The organism is Pseudomonas fluorescens, assembly GCF_902497625.1.
In the GTDB taxonomy this organism is placed as follows: Bacteria; Pseudomonadota; Gammaproteobacteria; order Pseudomonadales; family Pseudomonadaceae; genus Aquipseudomonas; species Aquipseudomonas fluorescens_BQ.
In genome coordinates this window covers 179,810-198,598 of record NZ_CABVGX010000004.1, presented here as the reverse complement: position 1 = coordinate 198,598, position 18,789 = coordinate 179,810, and the positions used below count along the sequence as shown (strand labels likewise).

Sequence of the window (18,789 nt, the reverse complement as noted above, 5' to 3'; positions counted from 1 at the left end):
TCAACCGAGGCGCGCATTCTACAGCGCTCCGTGTTTCTGTCAAGCGGTTATTTTAAGAAGTTTTCAAAGTTTCGCTTGGAAATCCTTAACAACTTCAACCACTTGCGCTTCCGATCTCTCGTTAGCGGGAGGCGAATTCTACAGCGTTACTCGCTGCTGTCAACACCTCTTTTTCTCCGCTTTCGACCGAGAAGATCGAATCGTTAAAAGAGCCAAACAACACCGCTCTTCCAACTCCTTCCAGGCTTCGATGATCTGAAGCAAGCTCGCCGTCGAAAACCGCGTAACTCTTTGTTTACCAAGGAGTTTTCCGTTTCGACTGCGCCGGAAGTGGGGCGAATTATAGACTTCCAGAATCTGCCGTCAACCCCTGATCTACGCTTTATTCCAATTTAAGCGTAATCCGCGCAAATGCCTTCTTCCCGGCCTGGCAAACATGAGTCGCGCCCAGTGCGTACATGAAGGTGCGATCAACAACTTCACCATCTATACGTACACCACCGGAATTGAGCAGATCCCGCGCTACCGCAGAATTCTTCACCAAACCCGCCTTATTAAGGACAGCAGCGATCGGCATGGCTTCGGCAGCAGTCAGCTCGATCTCTGGCAGGTCATCCGGCAGCTCGCCCTCTTTCATACGGTTACCCGCGGCACGATGAGCATTGGCCGCAGCCTCTTCACCATGAAACCGCGCGACAATTTCTTCAGCCAGCTTGATCTTGATATCACGCGGATTGGCACCCGCCTCGACATCCGCACGGAAAGCATTGATCTCTTCCATCGAACGGAAGCTGAGCAGCTCGAAGTAGCGCCACATCAGTACGTCCGGAATCGAAACCAGCTTGCTGTACATCACGCCCGGCGCTTCCTGGATGCCGACATAGTTGCCCAAGGACTTGGACATCTTCTTCACACCATCCAGACCTTCGAGCAACGGCATGGTCAGAATGCACTGCGGCTCCTGACCATAACCACGCTGCAGTTCACGGCCCATCAGCAGGTTGAACTTCTGATCGGTACCGCCCAGTTCGACATCCGCGCGCAATGCGACCGAGTCATAACCCTGAACCAGCGGATAGAGGAACTCGTGGATAGCGATAGGCTGGTTGGTGGTGTAACGCTTGTCGAAATCATCGCGCTCAAGCATGCGAGCTACTGTGTACTGCGACGTCAGACGAATGAAATCGGCCGGACCCATCTGGTCCATCCAGGTGGAGTTGAAAGCCACCTCGGTTTTGGCCGGATCAAGAATCTTGAAGACCTGGGTCTTGTAGGTTTCGGCGTTTTCGAGAACTTGCTCACGGGTCAGCGGAGGGCGGGTCGCGCTCTTCCCGCTCGGGTCACCGATCATCCCGGTGAAGTCACCTATAAGGAAGATCACCTGATGCCCCAGATCCTGGAACTGGCGCAGCTTATTAATAAGCACGGTGTGACCGAGATGCAGATCCGGTGCGGTAGGGTCGAAGCCCGCCTTGATACGTAGCGGCTGGCCACGCTTGAGCTTTTCAATCAGCTCGGACTCGACCAACAATTCTTCCGCACCACGTTTGATCAGCGCTAGCTGCTCTTCAACCGACTTCATAACAGACCCGTAAGGCTTGAATTCAAAGGGAACCAACCATACAAGATCGCGCGTCAAATACAAAATTTGGCCGGCGCAATGACGCCAATCCGCTGGCAGAGTGTTCGCGGACTTGCTTCAGAGATGATTTGGTTATATTTTATACAGTTATTTCATCTTCATCATGTCATTCATCTTTTCCAATCCATCTTTTCAAAGTCAAAAATTACCTATGATCAAAGAATCGTCTAAAGCGCCACCGCTTTACCCGAAGACCCACCTGCTCGCAGCAAGCGGTATTGCCGCCCTTCTGAGCCTGGCGCTTCTGGTATTCCCATCCAGCGACGTTGAAGCAAAAAAGACAACTCTGAGTCTTGAACTGGAAAGCCCTGCTGAACAACTGACACAAGATCAAGACGCTGCTGAAGCCGTTCAAGCCACAAATGAACCTGCGCAATCGCCATTCGCACAGATTGAAAACAGCGCCGAAGATGCCCCGCAAACAGCCGAAGCAACACCAGCTCCCGTGCTCGAGCCGGTCGCTGAAGAGAAGAAGACGCCATTTCACAAGGAAATAGTCGTATCCAAGGGCGATACGCTCTCTACCCTGTTCGAAAAAGTAGGCCTCCCTGCCACCGCTGTGCTTGAGGTGCTGGCAAGCAACAAGCAGGCAAAGCAATTCAGCCAGCTCAAACGCGGGCAGAAACTCGAATTCGAACTGAACCCGGAAGGTGAGCTGACCAACCTGCACAGCAAAGTCAGCGACCTTGAAACCATCACCCTGACCAAGAATGACAAGGGTTACGCTTTCAATCGCATTACCACCAAGCCCACTGTGCGCTCTGCCTACGTTCACGGCGTCATCAACAGCTCGCTGTCCCAGTCGGCGGCACGTGCAGGCCTGTCGCACAGCCTGACCATGGACATGGCCAGCGTGTTTGGCTACGACGTCGACTTCGCCCAGGACATTCGTCAAGGTGACGAATTTGACGTGATCTACGAACAGAAAGTCATAAACGGCAAGGCTGTCGGCAACGGTCCGATCCTGTCCGCACGTTTCACCAACCGCGGCAAGACGTACACCGCCGTGCGTTACACCAACAAACAAGGCAACAGCAGCTATTACACTGCTGACGGCAACAGCATGCGCAAAGCGTTCATCCGCACCCCGGTTGACTTCGCGCGCATCAGCTCAAAATTTTCCATGGGCCGCAAGCACCCGATCCTGAACAAGATCCGCGCCCATAAGGGTGTCGACTACGCAGCCCCGCGCGGCACGCCAATCAAGGCTGCCGGTGACGGCAAGGTGTTGCTGGCCGGTCGCCGCGGCGGTTACGGCAACACCGTGATCATCCAGCACGGCAATACTTACCGCACGCTATATGGCCACATGCAAGGTTTCGCCAAAGGCGTCAAGACCGGCGGCAGCGTGAAGCAAGGCCAGGTGATCGGCTACATCGGCACCACGGGTCTCTCCACCGGCCCGCACTTGCATTACGAGTTTCAGGTCAACGGTGTGCACGTAGACCCGCTAGGGCAGAAAGTAGCGATGGCTGATCCAATCTCGAAAGGCGAACGTGCGCGCTTCCTTGCACAGAGCCAACCGTTGATGGCGCGCATGGATCAAGAGAAATCCACCCTGTTGGCTTCGAAGCGTTAAGTCATGGCGTTCTATATAGGCGTGATGTCCGGCACCAGTCTTGATGGACTGGACATTGCGCTGATCGAGCTGACCCCGGCGATCAAGATGGTCGCCACGCACTACATTCCCATGCCGGAAACCTTTCGCTCCGAGCTGCTCGGCCTGTGCGCCAGCGGGCCAGACGAGATCGCCCGCTCCGCCATCGCCCAGCAGAACTGGGTGAAACTGGCCGCCAAAGGCATTCACACCCTTCTCGACAAGCAACAGCTGAAACCCGAAGACATTCGCGCGATTGGCAGCCACGGTCAGACCATTCGCCACGAACCTGCGCGTGGATTTACCGTGCAGATCGGCAACCCTGCCCTGCTGACCGAGCTGACCGGAATCACCGTGGTCAGTGACTTTCGCAGCCGAGACGTCGCCGCTGGAGGCCAAGGTGCGCCGTTGGTTCCCGCCTTTCATGAAGCGCTGTTCGAAAAACGACAAGGCAACCGAGCGGTATTGAATGTCGGCGGCTTCAGCAACCTCAGCCTGATCGAACCTGGCAAGCCGGTGGCTGGATTCGACTGCGGACCGGGCAATGTGTTGCTGGATGCCTGGATCCACCTGCAACGCGGTGACAATTTTGATCGTGGTGGTCAATGGGCTGCTACGGGCAGCGTTCAGCCAGCTTTGTTGAAAGCATTGCTCAGCGATCCATTCTTCCTCACCCAAGGTCCGAAAAGCACCGGACGCGAAGTGTTCAACCTGCCGTGGCTGACGCACCACCTCGGGCAACTGCCAGTGTTTGCTGCCGAGGACGTGCAAGCGACCTTGCTTGAACTGACCGCAAAGACGATCGTCGAATCGCTGCAAAGCGCCCAGTCGGATACCCATGAGTTACTGGTCTGCGGCGGCGGCGCACACAACGCCACCTTGATGAACAGGCTGGCAACGCTCTTGCCGAATGCAAAAGTCAGCAGTACCGATGCTTATGGCGTTGACCCCGACTGGGTCGAAGCAATGGCGTTCGCATGGCTGGCTCATTGCTGCCTGGAGGGCATCGCGGCCAGTCGCCCCAGCGTCACCGGCGCTCGGGGCTTGCGTGTTCTGGGGGCGATCTACCCAGCCTGAACACAGTGAAAAACCTACACACAAAAACGCCACAGTACCGTGAGGCCCTGTGGCGTTTTGTAATGCAGTGTGAGATCAGATCGAGAACGAAGACCCACAACCACAAGTGGTGCTGGCATTCGGATTCTTGATGACGAACCGCGAACCTTCCAGCCCCTCCTGATAATCCACCTCGGCACCCGCCAGGTACTGAAAGCTCATTGGATCGACCACCAGACTCACACCTTCGCGCTCCACGATGGTGTCGTCATCGGCCACTTCCTCATCGAAAGTGAAACCGTACTGAAAACCTGAACAACCGCCGCCCGTAACAAATACGCGCAGCTTCAAGCGATCATTCCCCTCTTCATCGACCAGGCTCTTCACCTTGTGCGCAGCACCGTGAGTGAATTGCAAAGCCGTGGGGGTGAAGGATTCGACGCTCATGCTGACTATCTCCCGGCGTTACGCCGCCATAATGCGTGATGACGCGCATTATCCGCTTCTCCTAGAAAATTGGTCAACTATTAGAAAAGCAGCGGCAAGCTTCAAGCGGTCAGCTTCAAGCTTGCGGCTTACAACTTGGAGCTTGCAGTTGCTCTTAGGGCAACATGCCGGCGTGAGACAACCCGAAGCGTTCGTCCAGACCGAACAGGATGTTCATGTTCTGCACCGCCTGCCCTGACGCGCCTTTGACCAGATTGTCGATGACCGAAAGGACGACCACCAGATCACCGTCCTGTGGGCGATGCACAGCAATGCGGCACACATTGGCGCCGCGCACGCTACGTGTTTCAGGATGACTGCCGGCCGGCATCACATCGACGAACGGCTCGTTGGCATAACGCTTTTCAAACAGCGCCTGCAGATCCACTGAGCGATCAACAACCGTTGCATACAGTGTCGAGTGAATGCCGCGGATCATCGGCGTCAGGTGCGGCACGAACGTCAGACCGACGTCCTTGCCAGCGGCACGGCGCAGACCCTGACGGATTTCCGGCAAGTGACGATGCCCTTTGACCGCGTAGGCCTTCATGCTTTCTGAAGTCTCGGAGTACAGCGAACCAACAGAAGCGCCACGACCGGCTCCGCTGACACCGGATTTGCAATCGGCGATCAAACGCGTGGTGTCGGCCAGACCGGCTTCGAGCAATGGCAGGAATCCCAGCTGCGTCGCCGTCGGGTAGCAACCCGGAACCGCGATCAGGCGGGCCTGTTTGATTTGCTCGCGATTGACTTCCGGCAGACCGTAAACGGCTTCTTCCAGCAGTTGCGGCGCCCCGTGCGGCTGACCGTACCACTTGGCCCACTCATCAGCGTCCTGCAGGCGGAAGTCTGCTGACAAGTCGATGACTTTGGTGCCAGCAGCCAGCAATTCGCCGGCCAGAGCGTGGGCAACACCGTGCGGGGTGGCAAAGAACACCACGTCGCAAGCGCCCAGGGTTTTAACGTCCGGCACGCTGAATGCCAGGCCGTCGTAGTGACCGCGCAGGTTCGGGTACATGTCAGCCACGGCCAGACCGGCCTCGGATCGGGAAGTGATCACGACCACTTCAGCTTGCGGATGCTGGGCCAACAGACGCAACAGTTCGACACCGGTGTAACCTGTGCCGCCGACGATACCGACCTTGACCATAAACCTGCCCTCAACGAACCCACTGGAAAGCCGTCGATAATAGGGGCCGCGCGCGCCTGCGACAACCGCCAAGGTGACGTGCGGCCGCTCTACCCTCTACTATCGTGGCTACCGTGAACCTGGGAATAACTAAAAATGCTCTATCTGTGGCTCAAAGCGTTTCACATCATCAGCATGGTCTGCTGGTTTGCCGGCCTGTTCTACCTGCCACGGCTGTTCGTCTATCACGCGCAAAGTGAAGACACAGTCAGCAAGGAACGCTTCAGCCTTATGGAGCGCAAGTTGTATCGCGGCATCATGGGACCGGCGATGATCGCTACGCTGATTTTCGGTATCGCGCTGATTTACCTCAACCCGAGCATCTTCAGCCAAGGCGCGTGGATTCACGCCAAACTGACTCTGGTCGTACTGCTGATCGGCTACCACCACATGTGCGGTGCGCAGGTAAAACGTTTCGCCCGTGGCGAAAACACCCGCAGCCATGTCTTTTATCGCTGGTTCAATGAAGTGCCGGTTTTGATATTGCTGGCTATCGTAATTCTGGTCGTCGTTCGGCCGTTCTAACTTCAATCGGCACCACTTACCGGGGTACTTCCAATGTCGCTGCCCGCTTTGCTCGAAGAACGTTTGCGTTTGCCCGTGGTGGTTGCGCCGATGTTCCTGATTTCTAACCCGCAGCTGGTCCTCGCCTGTTGTCGCAACGGCATAGTGGGCAGCTTTCCCGCACTCAATCAGCGCGAGAGCAGTGGTTTCAAAGCCTGGCTGGAAGAAATCGAAGCGGGCCTGGCAACACTCGAAAATCCCGCGCCGTATGCCGTGAATCTGATCGTGCACAACAGCAATCCGCGCCTGCAGGCGGACCTGGATATCTGCATCGAACACAAAGTACCGATCGTGATCACCAGCCTCGGCGCCGTGAAGGAGTTGGTGGATGCCGTGCACGGTTATGGCGGTCTGGTCTTTCATGATGTAACCACTCGCCGCCATGCGGAGAAGGCCGCCGAGGCGGGCGTCGATGGTTTGATCGCGGTGGCCGCTGGTGCCGGTGGCCATGCCGGTACCTGGAGTCCGTTTTCGCTGATCGCCGAAATCCGTCAGTTCTTCGACAAGACGTTGTTGTTAGCTGGCTGCCTCAACCACGGTCATGAAATTCTGGCGGCACAATTGCTGGGTGCGGATTTGGCCTACTTCGGGACGCGATTTATCGCTACTACTGAAAGTCACGCTCCTGATGCCTACAAGGAGATGTTGCTGACTTCCAGAGCCGCCGACATCATTCATACTCCGGCGGTGTCCGGCGTGCCGGCAAGCTTCATGCGTCAGAGCCTTGAAGCCGCAGGATTCGACATGGCGGCGCTTCAGGGCAAGGGCGAAGTCAACTTCGGCTCAAAGCTCAAGCCGCTGGAGCGATGAAGCCAAGGCATGGAAAACCGTGTGGTCCGCCGGCCAGGGTGTTGGCGACATCAATGATCTGCCGAGCGTGGATGAACTGGTGGCACGCCTTGATGCCGAATACCGCAAGGCACAGCAAAGGGCGAGCCAATTGCCTGAACGCTGGCCGCGCTGATCCCCGGCTCGGCCAGCGGTGCAGGGCTGCCTTACCACACTCATATTTTTTCTGACTACGCGACAAGGATGCCTCGCAATGAGCGAAAACCGTTTCAAAATCGTCTTCGACGGCGCTCTGCTGCCAGGCGTGGATATCACGACTGCCAAACTCAATCTGTCCGACCTGTTCAAAAGCGATGTCGCCTCCATCGAGCGCTTGTTCAGTGGCCGACCGGTTGCACTCAAGCGCGATCTGTCACAGGCAGATGCGCAGATTTATCTTCAAGCGCTGAAAAAAACCGGCATTGATGCGCGAATCGAAAGCGAGCCGTCGATCGAGCTCAGCCTGGCCGATGTCCACGAGCATGCCGCGCCTGATAATCACCTATCGGCAGAGCCTTCTTCGCCTTACGCGCCACCGCGGGCAGCTGTCGGCGATGCCCTGCCGGCGTTTGCAGCGCTGAAGCCGTTCAGTACAGACGGCCGCATCGGTCGCTTGCGCTACCTGGCCTGGACCATGGTGCTGACGCTGGTGACGCTCGGCATCGGCAGCGTGTTTGCCATGTTCGGCTTTGCCCTGATCAGTTCGGATTCCACTGCGGGCCTGATTCTGGTTGGCCTGCTGGCCTTCATTCTGGTGGTGGTACTCGCGATTGCCACTGTGCTGTTCATGATCCAGAGGCTGCACGATATCGGCTGGTCCGGCTGGCTGTGGCTGCTGATCCTGGTGCCTTTTGTCGGGAGCATTTTCCCGCTTGTGATCATGGTGATGCCCGGCAATGCTACCGCCAATCGCTATGGTCCACCTGCTCCGCCCAACACCACTGCGGTCAAAGTACTGGCTGCACTTTGGCTGGTGTTCATCGCTCTCGGATTCATCGGTGGGCTGGCCGGTGGCCTCACCGCCATCCAGAGCGAGTATGAAAGCGCTGCTCAAAGTACCTACGAAAGTGACTCCATGACCACCGATGAGATCGAAGATCCAACTGCCGTGGAAGTTGAGCCGGTGCCCGATGCAGTCGAGGATTCAGCCGAAGAAGCCGCGCCACCTGTAGACTCTGCGAAAGAATGAACAGCGCTCCCCGCTCCCGACACTGCGTTGCCGGCGCGGAGCTGTTGAGATGGAGAATTGCATGACCCGTTACGCTCTGATCACTGGCGCCTCCAGCGGCATCGGCTTGGCGATGGCCGAGGCCTTGGCCCGCCGAGGCCGCAGCCTGATTCTGGTGGCCCGACAGCGTGACCAGCTGGAAAGCATTGCGATTGAACTGACTCAACGGTTCGGCGTGGAAGTATTGTTTCGTGCCTGCGATCTCGGTGAGCCGCTGAGATTGTCCGGATTTCTGCTGGAACTGGAAGAAGGCGACCGGCAGATTGATCTGCTGGTCAACTGTGCCGGCATCGGCACTTGCGGACCTTTCCTGGCGCAGGACTGGATGACTGAGCAAGATCTGATCGAGGTCAACATTCTGGCCCTCACGCGCCTGTGTCACGCCGTTGGCAATACAATGGCATTACAGGGGGGCGGGCAAATTCTGAACGTCGCCTCGATCGCAGCTTTTCAGCCGGGCCCCTGGATGAGCACTTACTACGCAAGCAAAGCCTACGTACTGCATTTTTCCGAGGCATTGCGTGTCGAGCTGAAAAAATGCGCGGTCAAGGTTTCAGTGCTGTGCCCCGGTCCGACCCGGACGGCTTTTTTCCGTACCGCACAATTGAACACTGACAAGCTCAAGGACCATAACCGGCTGATGAGCCCTGAGGAAGTTGCACTCTATACCGTGCGGGCACTTGAAAAAAATCGCGCGATCATTATTCCCGGCCGGCGCAACCGCTGGACAGCATTCCTGCCCCGTTTCGGTTCGCGCTGGCTGAACCGCACGATCGCCGGTCGGATCAACAAGGCTTACTGTCCTCGCTGAAGGCCTGAAGCAAAATTCTGGGCTGCTGCATTTCTCCTGAGTACACTCAGGCCAGCCCCTACAACGGAGAAAACAACTGTGGATACTCTGTTTACCAAGATCATCAACCGGGAAATTCCGGCGAAGATCATTTACGAGGACGACCAGGTTCTGGCCTTCCACGACATCGCCCCACAAGCACCGGTGCATTTTCTGGTGATTCCGAAAAAACCTGTGCGCACCCTCAATGACCTCACCGAGGAGGACAAGGCGTTGGCCGGGCACATTCTGTTCACCGCGCAACGTCTGGCGCTGGAACTGGGCTGCGAAGAAGGTTTCCGCGTGGTCATGAACTGCAATGAACTCGGTGGGCAAACTGTCTATCACATTCACATGCACGTGCTGGGTCAGCGCCAGATGAACTGGCCGCCGGGTTGATAGAACACGGATGACCCAGCGCAAACCTTCGGCGGCCTGTTGCGTTAAACTGGACGCCGAGATTTTTCCCGGAGGTCAGCATGACTACCCAACGTCACTATTCGCCCATTGACCGTCTTCTGCTGCAAGCCGATGCCGCCATGCGCACCCTGCTGCCTTCCAGTGGCCAACCGTATCGTCCGTCGCCGGCCATCGTGCAGCCGGAAGTGCAACTGAGCGATAAAGACACTCGCCACGTCGCGGGTCTGATGCGCATCAATCATACCGGCGAGGTCTGTGCCCAGGCGCTCTATCAGGGTCAGGCACTGACGGCCAAGCTGCCGCAAGTGCGCGCCGCCATGGAACACGCTGCTGAAGAAGAGATCGATCACCTGGTCTGGTGCGAGCAACGTATTCATCAGTTAGGCAGCCATACCAGCATTCTCAACCCACTGTTCTATGGCATGTCTTTCGGAATCGGCGCCGTGGCCGGGCTGATCAGCGACAAAGTCAGCCTGGGTTTTGTTGCAGCGACTGAACACCAGGTCTGCAAACACTTGAACGAGCACCTCGAACAATTGCCTGCCGAAGATGAAAAGTCCCGGGCGATTCTTGAGCAGATGCGTATTGATGAAGAACATCACGCTGAAAGTGCACTGGACGCAGGCGGATTTCGTTTTCCGGCGCCGGTCCGGTTCGGGATGAGCCTGTTGGCGAAGGTCATGACCAAGAGTACTTATCGGATCTGAAAGATAGCGGCCTGGCTGAAGGCCTCTTCGCGGGCAAGCTTTGCTCCCACGGGTCATGCGACAGATATGAAAAAGGCGACTGCCGTGAGGAAGTCGCCTTTTTTGTACACCAGGAATCTTAGGTCGGCATGTTGCGTGCGTAGAAGATTTCGAGCATTTCGTGTTTCACACGATCTGTCACTTGCGCACGTTGTTCGGTGGACAGATTGTTGGTCGCGTCACCGAACAGGTAGTTATCCAGTTCGAAGTTCTTCAACAACATTTTGGTGTGGAACAGGTTTTCCTGGTACACGTTCACGTCGGTCATTTGGTACGCGTCGCGGGTGTCTTCGGAAAGGTAGTTCTGAATCGAGTTGATCTCGTGGTCGATGAAATGCTTCTTGCCTTCGACGTCACGAGTGAACCCGCGCACGCGATAATCCACGGTCACGATGTCCGAATCGAACTGGTGAATCAGGAAGTTGAGCGCTTTAAGCGGTGAAATGACGCCACAGGTCGACACGTCAATGTCCACACGGAAAGTTGCAATACCGTCTACCGGGTGAATTTCCGGGTAGGTGTGCACTGTGATGTGGCTCTTGTCGAGGTGGGCCAGGATAATTTCAGGCAACGGGCCCGGCGATTCTTCGATCTGGCTGTCGGTCGGAGTCACCGGCTCCTCAGAGATCAGAATCGTGACGCTGGCGCCTTGTGGATCGTAATCCTGACTGGCGATGTTCAGGATGTTGGCACCAATGATATCGACAACTTCTGTGAGAATCTGCGTCAGGCGTTTCGCGTTGTACTCTTCATTGATGTACTCGACGTAAGCCTGCTGGTCTTGCGGGGTTTCCGCGTAGCAGATGTCATAGATGTTGAAGCTCAAGGTCTTTGTCAGGTTATTGAACCCGTGGAGCTTGAGTTTGCTTTTCACCGTTAAAAACTCTCTATGTATTGCGGCCCGGCCGCGTGATCAAGCATGCCCGTCAGATGCGAACGACGCACCTGCGTAGGACGGTTAACACCTCTTCGCGATGGCGATTTTGGTTGTCTGTCCGGGTGCGAGGTCTGTCGACTGACCGACCACTACCCTGAAAAAAGTGGCGCATTATGCAGACGTCAGCGTGGGATCGCCAGAGTCTGCACTGCTTTTATGATAGTTGAATGTCGATTCAACCGAGTTCGACGATTTCGTAATCGTGCGTAATCTCAACCCCGGCCGCGCCGAGCATGATCGACGCTGAGCAGTACTTCTCGGCGGACAGTTCGATGGCACGCTTGACCTGCGCTTCTTTCAGGCCTCGCCCCTTCACCACGAAGTGCATATGGATCTTGGTGAAGACCTTCGGATCTTCGCTCGCGCGCTCGGCTTCCAGGAAGGCTTCGCAGCTCTCGACGGCCTGACGGGACTTTTTGAGGATGCTGACCACGTCGAAATTGCTGCAACCGCCAACACCGAGCAAGAGCATTTCCATCGGACGAACCCCCAGGTTACGACCACCGGACTCGGGCGGACCGTCCATGACCACGACATGACCGCTGCCGGATTCGCCGAGGAACATGGCTTCGCCAGCCCATTGGATGCGTGCCTTCATCGCCAAGACTCCACTGTATAAAAAGGGTCGCCAGCTTAGCACAGGGCCTTGGGTTGACAGGCCTGACCAGTCCTAGGACATATCCGTCCGCCCGGTAAGGTAAATGCTCGAATGTTGCTGGACGTGTCTGGTAAGCTGACGCCAATCCGCTGGCGCATAGCCAGCTTCGCGGCGAACCGTTCTGCAGCATTCGCCAGCAACCACAAAAAATATCAAATACGCCGTGCAGTCTTTTCGGGATACAACCATGGTTGCTATTGCCCCAACACCCAAAATCAAAAACCTCGACAAACTGCTGATGCATTGCCAGCGTCGCCGTTATGCGGCCAAGAGCAACATCATCAGTGCCGGGGACCGCTCGGAAACGCTGTTCTTCATCATCAAGGGTTCAGTCACCATCCTCATCGAAGACGATGACGGTCGTGAAATGGTCATCGCCTACCTGAACTCCGGCGATTTCTTTGGCGAACTCGGCTTGTTCGAGCAGGCCGGTCACGAGCAGCAGCGCAGTGCCGGAGTGCGGGCGAAAATCGAATCCGAAGTCGCCGAGATCAGCTACGCGAAATTTCGCGAACTGTCCTTGCATGACCCCGAGATTCTTTACGTCCTCAGCGGACAAATCGCACAACGCCTGCGCAACACCACACGCAAGGTCGGTGACCTGGCATTCTTCGACGTCACCGGACGCGTCGCCCGCTGCCTGCTGGAGTTGTGCAAACAGCCAGACGCGATGACGCACCCCGACGGCATGCAGATCAAGATCACGCGTCAGGAAATCGGAAGGATTGTCGGCTGTTCTCGGGAAATGGTCGGCCGGGTGCTCAAGGATCTGGAAGAGCGCAACCTGGTGAACGTCAAAGGCAAGACCATGGTGGTTTTCGGTACGCGTTAAACCTCGAACATCTGCGCCAGCGACTGCCGGTACAACACATCGAGCCGTTCAAGTGCATCCGGGGCATTGAATTTTTCATGGAGGGCGATGTGGCTCTCGGCGCGAACCCGCTGCTCGAGGCCGCAGGCCTCATTGAAGCGGTTGACGGCCGCGACCATCGACTCGCGCTCATTCTCCAGCAACATGGCACCGTGAACCAATCCGACCGGCCGCGTACCACCCTTGCTTTGACGCCAGCGCTGAGCGGTACCCACCATCTTGCGTCCGTCAAGGTTGACGTTGAAACGGCCATCGCAGAATGCGCCATCGATTTCACCCAGCGAAGAAACGCCGCCCAGTTCATCGAGCACCTGACAGATCGGATCACAGAGTCGGCGGTAGGCGCTTTCGATGCGGTTCTGATCGCCCTCGCTGCGTGGAGGTGCGTAGACCAGCGCAATGTTGATGGTTGATGAGGACTGCGGGACGGGCTCGCCGCCGGTTTCGCGCAGCAGCACCGGCCAGCCGGAGGCTGCAGATACTTCACAAGCCGACTCGAAACCGGGCAGGCGATTCAAGCGGCGCGGCATGACCAGGGCGCGGTCGCTGGGTTGCCAGAAGAGCAGGCTGAACTGCGCGTCGCCGGTGCAGACCTGGGCGAGGAGATCCTGTTCGGCTTGCAGGCCGACTTCAACGGTGAGAGAAACTGGCTGAAACATTGGAGACTCCGTAAATCGTGAAGTCGGGATGCTGCTGATGCCCGCATCGTCGAACGCCGCCCGGACCAGGCTCGCTCCCACATTGGTCCGTGCTTTTTCAGACAATGGTGATCAACTGTGGGAGCGAGCCTGGTCCGCGCTGCGTTCCGACGATGGGGCCGGCACCCACCCTCAGTCGAGGGTAGAACCACTCACCAAAACACCGCGCTCTGGAAAGAACAAACGCTGCAATTCGCTGCCAGGGTTTTCAGCACGCATGAACGCCTCACCTACCAGGAACGCGTACACGTCGCTGATTTCCATCAGTTCAACGTCGGCCCGATTGAGTATGCCGCTTTCAGTAATCACCAAACGATCACGCGGTATACGCGGTAACAGATCCAGCGTGGTTTCCAGATTGACGTCGAAGGTATGCAGGTTGCGGTTGTTGATGCCTACCAGCGGCGTATCCAGGGTTCTCAGAGCCCGTTCCAGTTCGTCACCGTCGTGGACTTCCACCAGTACGTCGAGACCGACGCTTTTCGCGACTGCCGCCAGCTCTGCCATTTTCACGTCGTCCAGTGCGGAGACGATCAACAGCACGCAGTCAGCACCCAACGCACGCGCTTCGACGATCTGGTAAGGGTCGATCATGAAATCCTTGCGGATCACCGGCAGGTTGCAGGCAGCCCGAGCCTGCTGCAAGTACGCATCGGCACCCTGGAAGTAATCGATATCGGTCAGCACCGACAGGCAGGTTGCGCCGCCCTTTTCGTAGCTTTTGGCGATGTCGGCAGGGACGAAGTCCTCTCGAATTACGCCTTTGCTTGGCGATGCCTTTTTGATTTCAGCGATCACCGCCGGCTCTTTCAGCTTGGCCTGAGCGATCAGTGCCTGGGCAAAACCACGGGGTGCATCGGCCGCCCTGGCCAGATTTTCCAGCTCGGCGAGACTCACACGAGCGCTGCGCTCGGCGACTTCTTCGACTTTACGCGCCAGAATGTTTTCCAGAACCGTCGGTACACTCATCCCTCATTCTCCACTCTGAATACCGCGGTAAATGCACCCAGCTCCTCAAGCTTTTCCCGAGCGAGGCCGGTGTGCAGCGCATCGTGCGCCAGGGCAACGCCCTCTTTCAAACTGCTCGCCAGGTCGGCGGCGTACAGCGCCGCACCGGCATTGAGCACAATCATTTCGGCGGCTTTCTGACCGTTCTCGGTCTTGCGCTTGCCGAGGGCATCGCGAATCAGTTCAAGCGAAGCTGCCGGGCTTTCGACCGCCAGGCCGTGCAGGCTCTGGCTTTTCATGCCCAGGTCTTCAGGCTCGACCCAGTACTCGGTGACCTGGTCATTCTTCAATTCCGCGACAAAGGTCGGCGCTGCCAGACTGAATTCGTCGAGGCCGTCCTTGGAATGCACCACCAGGACATGCTTGCTGCCCAGACGCTGCAAGACTTCAGCCAACGGCCGGCACAACGCCTGACTGAATACGCCAACCACTTGATGCTTCACGCCGGCCGGATTCGTAAGCGGGCCGAGCATGTTGAACAAGGTGCGCAGCCCCAGCTCGCGGCGGGGGCCGGCGGCATGTTTCATCGCACTGTGATGAGTCTGCGCGAACATGAAACCGATACCAACGTTGTCGATGCAACGCGCGACCTGGACCGGCGTCAGGTTCAGATAGATACCGGCTGCTTCAAGCAGATCGGCGCTGCCGCTCTTGCCCGACACTGCACGGTTGCCGTGTTTGGCGACCGTGCAACCGGCGGCCGCCACCACGAACGAGGATGCGGTTGAAACGTTGAAGATGTTCGCGCCGTCGCCGCCGGTGCCGACCACATCAACCACGCCATCAAGCGTTTTCAGTTCGACCTTGTCTGCCAGCTCGCGCATGACCGACACCGCGCCGACGATCTCGTCGATGCTTTCGCTCTTCATGCGCATGGCCATCATGAACGCGCCAATCTGCGCGTCCGAGCATTGCCCGGTCATGATTTCGCGCATTACATCGCGCATTTCTTCAGTGCTGAGGTCAAGCTGATCGACGATTCGGCTCAGGGCTGTCTTGATATTCATGGAAAGTCCTTAGCGCGTGCCGCCGGTTTGTTTGAGGAAGTTGGCGAAGAGCTCGTGGCCCTGTTCGGTGAGGATGGACTCGGGGTGAAACTGCACACCTTCGATGTTCAGCGTCTTGTGGCGCAAGCCCATGATTTCGTCAACAGCGCCGTCATCATGCTGAGTCCAGGCAGTCAGCTCCAGACAGTCGGGCAAAGTCTCGCGCTTTACGATCAACGAGTGATAGCGCGTAACTGTCAGCGGATGATTCAGTCCTGCGAACACGCCTTTGTCTTCATGGAATACCGGGCTTGTCTTGCCGTGCATGACCTGGCGGGCGCGGACCACATCGCCGCCAAAGGCCTGGCCAATCGATTGATGGCCGAGGCAGACGCCGAGAATCGGCAGCTTGCCGCCAAAGTGTTTGATCACGTCAATCGAGACACCGGCCTCGTTTGGTGTGCACGGGCCGGGGGAAACGACAATCCGCTCGGGGTTGAGGGCTTCGATTTCGGCGATGGTGAGTTCATCGTTGCGCACGACTTTGACCTGAGAGCCAAGCTCACCGAGGTATTGCACAACGTTGTAAGTAAAAGAGTCGTAGTTATCGATCATCAGCAACATGGCGTTAAAAACCTCTTGAATTCACTGACTTCAGTTCAGCCTTCGGATGCGTTGCCCGCAGCGTCCTGCGCTTTGTCGGTCGCTGGAATCGCGCCTCAAAGCGGTTTGTCTTGCGGGTATGGAAGGCAAAGCGATGAAAAACCGGCCAAGCCGGCAGAAGGATTCAGGCGCGCCAACGCCAACGGGCGTGTGCCTTGATGACTTGATCCAGTAGCTTGCTGACGATCAACACGGGGAAGGTCTCATTTATGCGTCCGGGCACAGTAACTTAGCTGGGCAGAGCGTGCAATATGGGCGATTGAAGCGCGTCTGACATTCCAGCAGGTTCGCGCCAGACGGCAACACGCTCTATAGTTTTTGGCACTGTCGTTTCACTCACCAAAACAATAACAAAACGGATTTGCCCATGCCTAGACAGAAACTGGCTGTACCGCTCGCAGGCTGCTTGCTCGCCATGGCCTGCACCCAGGCGATCGCGACGCCCAACCCCTACTCGAACTTCATTGTATTTGGCGACAGCCTGAACGATGCCGGGCAGTTTACCGACGCTGGCGGACCTGCCGGTTCAACCGTGCGCTTCACCAACCGTATCGGACCGCTTTATCAGGACGGCAGTGGTGAAGTCTTTACCGCCAACTCGACGCAGTTGCTGGGCGGCAGGCTTGGCTTCTCGCCGGACCAGACCGCGGCATCAACATCGGCCGCACGTGCCGGCCAAGGTTTGCCGGACGGTAATAACTGGGCCGTGGGTGGTTACCGCACCGATCAGATCCTGACGTCGATCACCACCGCCTCCGCCACCGGTGAACGTGCGCGTCAGGGTTATCTGCCGGGCAATGGTTTTCGCGCCGATCCGAATGCTCTTTATTACCTGTCCGGAGGGGGCAACGATTTTCTTCAGGGGCGCGTGCAAAGCGGCGCACAGGCCAACGCTGCGGCAGACCGGCTGGCTGATAGCGTGCAAGTCCTGCAAACCGCCGGCGCCCGCTATGTGATGGTCTGGCTGCTGCCGGACCTGGGCCTGACCCCGGCCATCAATGGCACGCCCCTGCAAGCCGGCACTTCACAGCTGAGTGCCGCCTTCAATCGGCAGCTGGTCACTCGACTGGCAGGAATCGACGCCGATATCATCCCCCTCAACGTGCCGCTTCTGTTGCAGGAAACCTTTGCTGACCCGGCGCGATTTGGCCTGGCTACCGGCCAAAACCTGATCGGCACCTGCTTCAGCGGCAACGGCTGCGTGGAGAATCCGCTGTATGGCATCAACAGCGCCACGCCGGATCCGAGCAAGCTGGTTTACAACGATGGCGTGCACCCGACCGAGTCCGGGCAGCGGCTGATTGCCGATTACGCTTACTCCCTGCTGGCGGCGCCTTGGGAACTGACACTCTTGCCGGAAATGGCTCACGCCACATTACGTGCGCATCAGGATGAACTGCGCAGTCAATGGCAATCGGATTGGCAGGACTGGCAGGCGATTGGTCAATGGCGGGCGATCGTCGCCGGTGGCGGCCAGCATCTGGATGTCGACAGCCAAAGCAGCGGCGCCAGCGCCGATGGCAGTGGTGCCAACCTGAACATCGGTGGCAGCTACCGTCTCAATGAAGCCTGGCGGGTGGGCGTTGCGGCGGGCTTCTATCGGCAGAATCTGCAAGCTGGCAGTAACGATTCGGACTACAAACTGAACAGCTATCTGGCGACCGTGTTTGCCCAGTTTCAACAGAATCGCTGGTGGGCCGATGCCGCGTTGACCGGCGGGAAACTGGACTACGACAACCTCAAGCGCAAGTTTGACCTCGGCCCCGGTGAGGGTGCGGAGAAAGGTGACACCGACGGTCATCTGTGGGCGTTCAGCACGCGTCTGGGTTATGACATTGCACAACCGGGCAGCGATTGGCATTTGTCGCCGTTCATCAGCGCCGACTATGCGAAGGTGGAAGTTGACGGTTACTCGGAGAACAGCAACCGCTCCACCGCGTTGAGCTTCGATGATCAAGAGCGTGATTCAAAACGCCTGGGCGCGGGATTGCAGGGTAAATACCAGATCACCCCGCAGACGCAGGTCTTCGGAGAATACGCCCACGAACGTGAATACGAAGATGACACGCAGAAAGTGAACATCGCCCTCAACAGCCTGCCCTCGCTCGATTTCAGACTGGATGGCTATACGCCGCAAAGTCATTTGAATCGTGTGAGCCTGGGGATTACCCATAAGTTGACGGCCGACCTGGCGTTGCGCGGTGGTTATACATTTCGCAAGGATGATGATTTCACCCAGCAGGGCCTCAATGTCGGGGTTGCGCTGGATTTCTGAATCGCGGGTATAAAAAAACGCGGCGCCTCGCAGGTGCCGCGTTTTTTTTTGTGCTGATGAAGCCCCTGTGGGAGCGAGCTTGCTCGAGATGGGTGCATCACCGCCAAC

The 18,789-nt window shown here is 57.4% G+C and carries 18 protein-coding genes and 1 pseudogene; 10 read left to right on the top strand and 9 right to left on the bottom strand.

The window, feature by feature from the left end:
• Positions 1-382 precede the first annotated feature (382 nt).
• Complete coding sequence (gene tyrS / locus F8N12_RS04580) at positions 383-1,582, bottom strand: tyrosine--tRNA ligase (protein WP_150579378.1); 1,200 nt, start codon at positions 1,580-1,582, stop codon at positions 383-385.
• Positions 1,583-1,793: 211 nt separating this feature from the next.
• Here tyrS and F8N12_RS04575 point away from each other — a divergent pair, with 211 nt between their 5' ends.
• Positions 1,794-3,221, top strand: coding sequence for a peptidoglycan DD-metalloendopeptidase family protein (locus F8N12_RS04575; RefSeq protein WP_150579377.1), 1,428 nt, complete (start codon positions 1,794-1,796; stop codon positions 3,219-3,221).
• 3 nt (positions 3,222-3,224) lie between these two features.
• The gene (locus F8N12_RS04570; protein WP_150579376.1) at positions 3,225-4,316 is read left to right on the top strand and encodes an anhydro-N-acetylmuramic acid kinase; all 1,092 of its coding nucleotides are present in this window, start codon (positions 3,225-3,227) and stop codon (positions 4,314-4,316) included.
• A 75-nt stretch (positions 4,317-4,391) separates the two neighbouring features.
• Here the strand turns inward: F8N12_RS04570 and erpA are convergent, their stop codons facing one another.
• Both erpA and argC read right to left on the bottom strand, forming a co-directional pair.
• Positions 4,392-4,742, bottom strand: coding sequence for an iron-sulfur cluster insertion protein ErpA (erpA, locus tag F8N12_RS04565; protein ID WP_007947969.1), 351 nt, complete (start codon positions 4,740-4,742; stop codon positions 4,392-4,394).
• Between the two features lie 154 nt (positions 4,743-4,896).
• Positions 4,897-5,931, bottom strand: a complete 1,035-nt coding sequence (gene argC, locus F8N12_RS04560; protein WP_150579375.1) for an N-acetyl-gamma-glutamyl-phosphate reductase — start codon at positions 5,929-5,931, stop codon at positions 4,897-4,899.
• 135 nt (positions 5,932-6,066) lie between these two features.
• Between argC and hemJ the strand changes: the two genes are divergently transcribed.
• The 6 genes and pseudogenes from hemJ (at position 6,067) to coq7 (ending at position 10,546) form a co-directional block, all read left to right on the top strand.
• On the top strand, positions 6,067-6,495 hold the full coding sequence (hemJ, locus tag F8N12_RS04555; RefSeq protein WP_150579374.1) for a protoporphyrinogen oxidase HemJ: 429 nt from the start codon (positions 6,067-6,069) through the stop codon (positions 6,493-6,495).
• A gap of 33 nt (positions 6,496-6,528) precedes the next feature.
• Positions 6,529-7,498, top strand: a pseudogene (locus tag F8N12_RS04550) (NAD(P)H-dependent flavin oxidoreductase).
• A gap of 78 nt (positions 7,499-7,576) precedes the next feature.
• A complete protein-coding gene (locus F8N12_RS04545) occupies positions 7,577-8,551 on the top strand; it encodes a DUF805 domain-containing protein (protein ID WP_150579373.1) in 975 nt (324 codons plus the stop codon).
• Positions 8,552-8,612: 61 nt separating this feature from the next.
• Positions 8,613-9,401, top strand: coding sequence for an SDR family NAD(P)-dependent oxidoreductase (locus F8N12_RS04540; RefSeq protein ID WP_150579372.1), 789 nt, complete (start codon positions 8,613-8,615; stop codon positions 9,399-9,401).
• 78 nt (positions 9,402-9,479) lie between these two features.
• Entirely contained in the window at positions 9,480-9,818 is a 339-nt protein-coding gene (locus tag F8N12_RS04535; protein WP_150579371.1) for a histidine triad nucleotide-binding protein, read from the top strand.
• An 80-nt stretch (positions 9,819-9,898) separates the two neighbouring features.
• The gene (gene coq7, locus F8N12_RS04530; RefSeq protein ID WP_150579370.1) at positions 9,899-10,546 is read left to right on the top strand and encodes a 2-polyprenyl-3-methyl-6-methoxy-1,4-benzoquinone monooxygenase; all 648 of its coding nucleotides are present in this window, start codon (positions 9,899-9,901) and stop codon (positions 10,544-10,546) included.
• 118 nt (positions 10,547-10,664) lie between these two features.
• Here the strand turns inward: coq7 and speD are convergent, their stop codons facing one another.
• The gene (gene speD / locus F8N12_RS04525) at positions 10,665-11,459 is read right to left on the bottom strand and encodes an adenosylmethionine decarboxylase (RefSeq protein WP_150579369.1); all 795 of its coding nucleotides are present in this window, start codon (positions 11,457-11,459) and stop codon (positions 10,665-10,667) included.
• Positions 11,460-11,697: 238 nt separating this feature from the next.
• Positions 11,698-12,120, bottom strand: a complete 423-nt coding sequence (locus F8N12_RS04520; RefSeq protein ID WP_150579368.1) for an OsmC family protein — start codon at positions 12,118-12,120, stop codon at positions 11,698-11,700.
• A gap of 247 nt (positions 12,121-12,367) precedes the next feature.
• Here F8N12_RS04520 and crp point away from each other — a divergent pair, with 247 nt between their 5' ends.
• Positions 12,368-13,012 (top strand): cAMP-activated global transcriptional regulator CRP, encoded by a 645-nt coding sequence (gene crp / locus F8N12_RS04515; RefSeq protein ID WP_150579367.1) that lies wholly within the window; start codon positions 12,368-12,370, stop codon positions 13,010-13,012.
• Here the strand turns inward: crp and F8N12_RS04510 are convergent.
• The 4 genes from F8N12_RS04510 to F8N12_RS04495 form a co-directional block, all read right to left on the bottom strand.
• On the bottom strand, positions 13,009-13,710 hold the full coding sequence (locus F8N12_RS04510; RefSeq protein WP_150579366.1) for a biotin/lipoate A/B protein ligase family protein: 702 nt from the start codon (positions 13,708-13,710) through the stop codon (positions 13,009-13,011). The two genes, crp and F8N12_RS04510, sit on opposite strands and share 4 nt — an antisense overlap.
• Before the next feature lie 171 nt (positions 13,711-13,881).
• Positions 13,882-14,718 carry an indole-3-glycerol phosphate synthase TrpC gene (gene trpC / locus F8N12_RS04505; RefSeq protein WP_150579365.1) on the bottom strand — a complete coding sequence of 279 codons (837 nt, stop codon included), beginning with the start codon at positions 14,716-14,718 and terminating at the stop codon, positions 13,882-13,884.
• Positions 14,715-15,764, bottom strand: coding sequence for an anthranilate phosphoribosyltransferase (gene trpD, locus F8N12_RS04500; protein ID WP_150579364.1), 1,050 nt, complete (start codon positions 15,762-15,764; stop codon positions 14,715-14,717). The genes trpC and trpD overlap by 4 nt, the downstream gene beginning before the upstream one ends.
• 9 nt (positions 15,765-15,773) lie before the next feature.
• Entirely contained in the window at positions 15,774-16,367 is a 594-nt protein-coding gene (locus tag F8N12_RS04495) for an aminodeoxychorismate/anthranilate synthase component II (RefSeq protein WP_150579363.1), read from the bottom strand.
• Positions 16,368-16,773: 406 nt separating this feature from the next.
• Here F8N12_RS04495 and estP point away from each other — a divergent pair, with 406 nt between their 5' ends.
• Positions 16,774-18,681 (top strand): esterase EstP, encoded by a 1,908-nt coding sequence (estP, locus tag F8N12_RS04490; protein ID WP_150579362.1) that lies wholly within the window; start codon positions 16,774-16,776, stop codon positions 18,679-18,681.
• Positions 18,682-18,789: the final 108 nt, after the last annotated feature.

Bases quoted from the DNA above. Each gene is read 5' to 3' on its own strand.
- tyrS (WP_150579378.1), bottom strand. From the start codon at position 1,582: ATGAAGTCGGTTGAAGAGCAGCTAGCGCTGATCAAACGTGGTGCGGAA.
- F8N12_RS04575 (WP_150579377.1), top strand. From the start codon at position 1,794: ATGATCAAAGAATCGTCTAAAGCGCCACCGCTTTACCCGAAGACCCAC.
- F8N12_RS04570 (WP_150579376.1), top strand. From the start codon at position 3,225: ATGGCGTTCTATATAGGCGTGATGTCCGGCACCAGTCTTGATGGACTG.
- erpA (WP_007947969.1), bottom strand. From the start codon at position 4,742: ATGAGCGTCGAATCCTTCACCCCCACGGCTTTGCAATTCACTCACGGT.
- argC (WP_150579375.1), bottom strand. From the start codon at position 5,931: ATGGTCAAGGTCGGTATCGTCGGCGGCACAGGTTACACCGGTGTCGAA.
- hemJ (WP_150579374.1), top strand. From the start codon at position 6,067: ATGCTCTATCTGTGGCTCAAAGCGTTTCACATCATCAGCATGGTCTGC.
- F8N12_RS04545 (WP_150579373.1), top strand. From the start codon at position 7,577: ATGAGCGAAAACCGTTTCAAAATCGTCTTCGACGGCGCTCTGCTGCCA.
- F8N12_RS04540 (WP_150579372.1), top strand. From the start codon at position 8,613: ATGACCCGTTACGCTCTGATCACTGGCGCCTCCAGCGGCATCGGCTTG.
- coq7 (WP_150579370.1), top strand. From the start codon at position 9,899: ATGACTACCCAACGTCACTATTCGCCCATTGACCGTCTTCTGCTGCAA.
- F8N12_RS04520 (WP_150579368.1), bottom strand. From the start codon at position 12,120: ATGAAGGCACGCATCCAATGGGCTGGCGAAGCCATGTTCCTCGGCGAA.
- crp (WP_150579367.1), top strand. From the start codon at position 12,368: ATGGTTGCTATTGCCCCAACACCCAAAATCAAAAACCTCGACAAACTG.
- F8N12_RS04510 (WP_150579366.1), bottom strand. From the start codon at position 13,710: ATGTTTCAGCCAGTTTCTCTCACCGTTGAAGTCGGCCTGCAAGCCGAA.
- trpC (WP_150579365.1), bottom strand. From the start codon at position 14,718: ATGAGTGTACCGACGGTTCTGGAAAACATTCTGGCGCGTAAAGTCGAA.
- trpD (WP_150579364.1), bottom strand. From the start codon at position 15,764: ATGAATATCAAGACAGCCCTGAGCCGAATCGTCGATCAGCTTGACCTC.
- F8N12_RS04495 (WP_150579363.1), bottom strand. From the start codon at position 16,367: ATGTTGCTGATGATCGATAACTACGACTCTTTTACTTACAACGTTGTG.
- estP (WP_150579362.1), top strand. From the start codon at position 16,774: ATGCCTAGACAGAAACTGGCTGTACCGCTCGCAGGCTGCTTGCTCGCC.